This window comes from Homoserinimonas sp., assembly GCF_056262345.1.
The window spans coordinates 1-3,638 of the sequence record NZ_JBACFR010000023.1; the positions used below are offsets into that span (position 1 = coordinate 1).

4 protein-coding genes are annotated in these 3,638 nt (G+C 64.9%); 1 reads left to right on the forward strand and 3 read right to left on the reverse strand.

Annotated elements, in window-relative coordinates:
* Window positions 1-131: 131 nt before the first annotated feature.
* The 3 genes from AC062T_RS01130 to AC062T_RS01140 all read right to left on the reverse strand — a co-directional run bounded on the left by AC062T_RS01130 (window position 132) and on the right by AC062T_RS01140 (window position 2,410).
* Window positions 132-1,010: an ANTAR domain-containing protein gene (locus AC062T_RS01130; protein WP_476026604.1), complete on the reverse strand. Its 879-nt coding sequence runs from the start codon at window positions 1,008-1,010 to the stop codon at window positions 132-134.
* Window positions 1,003-1,713, reverse strand: a complete 711-nt coding sequence (locus tag AC062T_RS01135) for a GAF and ANTAR domain-containing protein (protein ID WP_476026606.1) — start codon at window positions 1,711-1,713, stop codon at window positions 1,003-1,005. The genes AC062T_RS01130 and AC062T_RS01135 overlap by 8 nt, the downstream gene beginning before the upstream one ends.
* A gap of 136 nt (window positions 1,714-1,849) precedes the next feature.
* A complete protein-coding gene (locus AC062T_RS01140) occupies window positions 1,850-2,410 on the reverse strand; it encodes a TetR family transcriptional regulator (RefSeq protein WP_476026608.1) in 561 nt (186 codons plus the stop codon).
* 54 nt (window positions 2,411-2,464) lie between these two features.
* On the opposite strand from AC062T_RS01140, the gene AC062T_RS01145 reads away from it, so the two are divergent.
* Window positions 2,465-3,538 (forward strand): SDR family NAD(P)-dependent oxidoreductase, encoded by a 1,074-nt coding sequence (locus AC062T_RS01145; protein WP_476026610.1) that lies wholly within the window; start codon window positions 2,465-2,467, stop codon window positions 3,536-3,538.
* The last annotated feature ends 100 nt before the right edge of the window (window positions 3,539-3,638 follow it).

Sequence of the window (3,638 nt, forward strand, 5' to 3'; positions counted from 1 at the left end):
ACGTTCGACCGCGTGTCGACTTCTGCGCTGCTGCCGGAGTCTGCGGTGATTCGAATCTTCATGTCGGCACCCTGTATTTCGCATCTGTTGAACCTGGATGCCGGGGTCACGGGCACTAAGCAAATTTTACGTCAGGTCGCCGAATCGTGCGGGTGAAGGTGCTTATCCACGGCGGTTTCCAAGGAGTTCCTCGGGCCGGCATCCGCGGTGCTGGAGCGCGTCTCGTCGGCATAAGCGTCTTCGGCACGGCTCCGGTTCTCCGGCACGTGCGGCGTCTCGCGAACCTCGCTGGGCGTCTCCAGCGAGAGTGTCATGCTCACCAGCCGACCTGCGACCACGCTCACCGGCAGCTGATGGGAGCGCGCATACGCACGAATCATCTCGAACGCGATGGCTATCGACACGTCGTTCGTGTGCGCGACGACGCCCTTCGCCTGCTCGATGACAATTCGGCGGTCCAAGGCGCGCTGCAGCTGCTCCGCCAAGACGGTCGTTTCTCTGATCGAGCGCTCTTGGAGGATGCCGATGGTGGCGACGTCGGCGAGCGCCTGGGCCGCGAGCACGTCGTTCTCCCCCAGCTCCCCCGTGCTTTCGCGCAGCAGATTGAGGGTGCCGATCGTCGTCTCCCGAAGCCTCATGGGCACGGCATGCACCGAGAGAAAGCCCTGCTCCAACGCCCCAGCGGTAAATTCTGCCCACTCGGGTGGTCCCTGCCGGAGGTCGGGCACCGACACAACCTCGCCCCGTCGAAAGCACTCGATGCAGGGGCCGGCTTCTGCGCCGATCTGCAGGGTTTCTACGAATCGGCTCGCCTCGCTCGTGGAGACAATCACCTCGAGCTCGCCAGAGGACCCAGCGAGCAGGATGCCCGCGGCATCCGTCTCCAGGGCGTCACAGCACGTGTCAACCAGGGTCTGGAGCAGATCTACGACGTCGTAATCCGCAACGAGCGTGTCGGCCAGGTGTGCGAATGTTTTGAGCAACAGCGTCTCGCGGGTTTCGCTATTCATGGCGATCCTCGATTCCGTTCGACTCCTGCGAGAACACAAGAGTGCGGTCGATGATGTCCTGGGCAACCTCCATCATCGGCCGGTTTTCGGCGAAGGCGTGACCCTGGATAACGAGGAGAGCTTCGTCGGCGGGGATGCGCAGTTGCGCAATGATCATTCCCGTCGCCTGGTGCACGATTCTGCGGGAGAACGGGGTGAAACGCTCGTCGCGGTCGATGCCGACTTCGTCGAGAGCCTTGCGCAGCACGTGGCGACTCACGGCATCCGCCATAGTGCCAGCCTGCCGTGCTTGCTCCGCGTCGAGCACAACCTCGTCGACGGAATACAGATCGACAGCCCCGATGCGGAGATTGCCGAGCATGAGGGGGAACGCAAAGAGCGAACTCACCGGCTCGCGCTCGAGCGCCCGCGAGAATGCGGGCCAGATGCGAGTCGGCTCCTTGCGAATACGAGGTTCGAGGATGGGCTTCGCCAGATTCATTGCGTCCCAGCACGGGCCCTCACCCAGGTCGAACTGCAGCTCGTCGAGGCGCGCTGCCATGGAGTCGCTGGCCGAGACCGTCTCGCTGCCCAGAAGGCGACCCACCGTGGAGACCGCTGCGCCCGTGATGGGAAACACCTCGACGAATGGCCGGGACAGCGAGCCGGGAGTATCCGCAGCTCGCTCTAGCGCCTGAAGCGCTGCAGCCAAGTCCGTTTCCATGGTGTTCTCCTCCCCAAAGAATTTACTCTTCCGCACTGATTTTGGCATCACACGTCACCGCCATATCTTGGGCAAAGTCGGCCTTGGCGAACTCAGCCTGGGCAAACTCAGCCTTGGCGAACTCGCGAACCGCCGGTCACTCCCGAGGCGCGAAGGCGGAGTTGAATAGCGCCCATGCGCGCCGGGCAACCGACTGCCGGGATTGCTCGTCTGTGTGAGCGAGCACACTCGTGAACATTGAGATTGCGAGCACGACGTCTTCTGTATCGACGTGCGCGGCCAGTCGGCCCGCGGCACGCTCGCGATCGACGGCCCGTTCGACTATCGCGCGCATCCTGGTTCCCAGCGGATGCACGCGTTCTTCATCCCTGTGGGCAATGAGCAGGTCAATGAGTGCGGTGGAAACAAGAGCCTGCTCGCCGATGACCGTGAGAAGCGACTGCAGCGTGGCCCCCGGCGCGTCGACAACCGCTTCTAGCTCGGTGATGTTCTCGTCGAACAGCGCTACCGCGAGAGCCGTTCTGTCGGAGAAGTGGCGATAGAGGGTGCCCTGCCCCACTCCGGCGTGCTTTGCGACGGCGCTCAGGGGAGCGTCGTAGCCTTCTGCGTCAAAGACCGCTCGCGCCGCGACCAGCAGCGCAGCGCGGTTTGCCGCCCGCGAATTGGGTCCACGAGAAACCTTGGGAATCGATGCCACGGGTGTAGCCTAGATTACGGACAAGGTTGTCCCTTTAAAAGGAGGCAGTTGCACATGGCATCATCATCAGCTCCACTCTCGGGAGACTCATCCATCGGAACGTGGCTTGATCACCCCGTCGGAGGGCCCATCATGCGTGACCTGCTCGCGCAGGCCGGCCAGAGTGCCGACGTCCTTCGCCCCGTGCGCCGCCTCGCCATCAAGCGCCTCGTCAAGCTCAGCAAGGGCACTTTCAGCCAGGAGATGGTCGACCAGCTCGTGGCCCGTGCCGCCGCCGGCGATGTGCCAGCCGGCGCGCCCGCCACCCCCGCCACCTCGACCGACGATGCAGCGGATGCCCCCGCCACCGTCGAGCGGCCCGAATGGGTCGAGCGCATCGACGCCGGTCGCTTTAGCGGCAAGACCATCATCGTCACGGGCGCCGGCTCCGGAATCGGCCGCGCCACCGCATCCCGCGTCGCCCGCGAAGGCGGCCGCGTTATCGCCGTCGACATCTCGGCCGAGCGCCTCGACGAGTTCGCCACCGAGATGACAGAGGTCGGCGCCCAGGTCGTCACGGTGGTGGGCGACATCACCGACGACGCCTCCATCGCCACGATCATCGACGCTGCGGGGAGCCAGATCGACGGCCTCGCGAACGTGGCGGGAATCATGGACAACATGACCCCCGTCGGCGAGGTAGACGACGCCGTGTGGAAGCGGGTCTTCGCCATCAACGTCGACGGCACGATGAAGCTCATGCGTGCCGTGATCCCCACGATGCTCGCCCAGGCCTACGGGTCGATCGTCAACGTCGCCTCCGAGGCCGCCCTCCGCGGCTCCGCCGCTGGCGCCGCCTACACTGCCTCAAAGCACGCCGTGGCCGGACTCACCAAGAGCAGCGCCTACATGTACGGGCCCAGCGGCATTCGCATCAACGCGGTCGCCCCCGGCCCCACGATCACCAACATCGAGGCGAGCTTCGCCTCCCCTCTCGGGGAGCAGCGCATTCGCACCGGCATGGCGGCAATGCCCGACGCTGTCGAAGGAGACGCCCTGGCGGCATCCATCACGTTTCTGCTCAGCGATGACGGCGTCAACATCAACGGCGTGATCCTGCCGTCGGATGGCGGCTGGTCGGCCGTCTAAGCACGACCACACAACGAAAGGGGCTCCCGCCGCGCGGGGGCCCCTTTCGCTATGTGCGGCGAACGGACAACACGAACTCGGCGAGCTCCTGCGCCATCGG

Coding starts and splice junctions, on each gene's coding strand:
- AC062T_RS01135 (WP_476026606.1), bottom strand. CDS start 1,713: ATGGAAACGGACTTGGCTGCAGCGCTTCAGGCGCTAGAGCGAGCTGCG.
- AC062T_RS01130 (WP_476026604.1), bottom strand. CDS start 1,010: ATGAATAGCGAAACCCGCGAGACGCTGTTGCTCAAAACATTCGCACAC.
- AC062T_RS01145 (WP_476026610.1), top strand. CDS start 2,465: ATGGCATCATCATCAGCTCCACTCTCGGGAGACTCATCCATCGGAACG.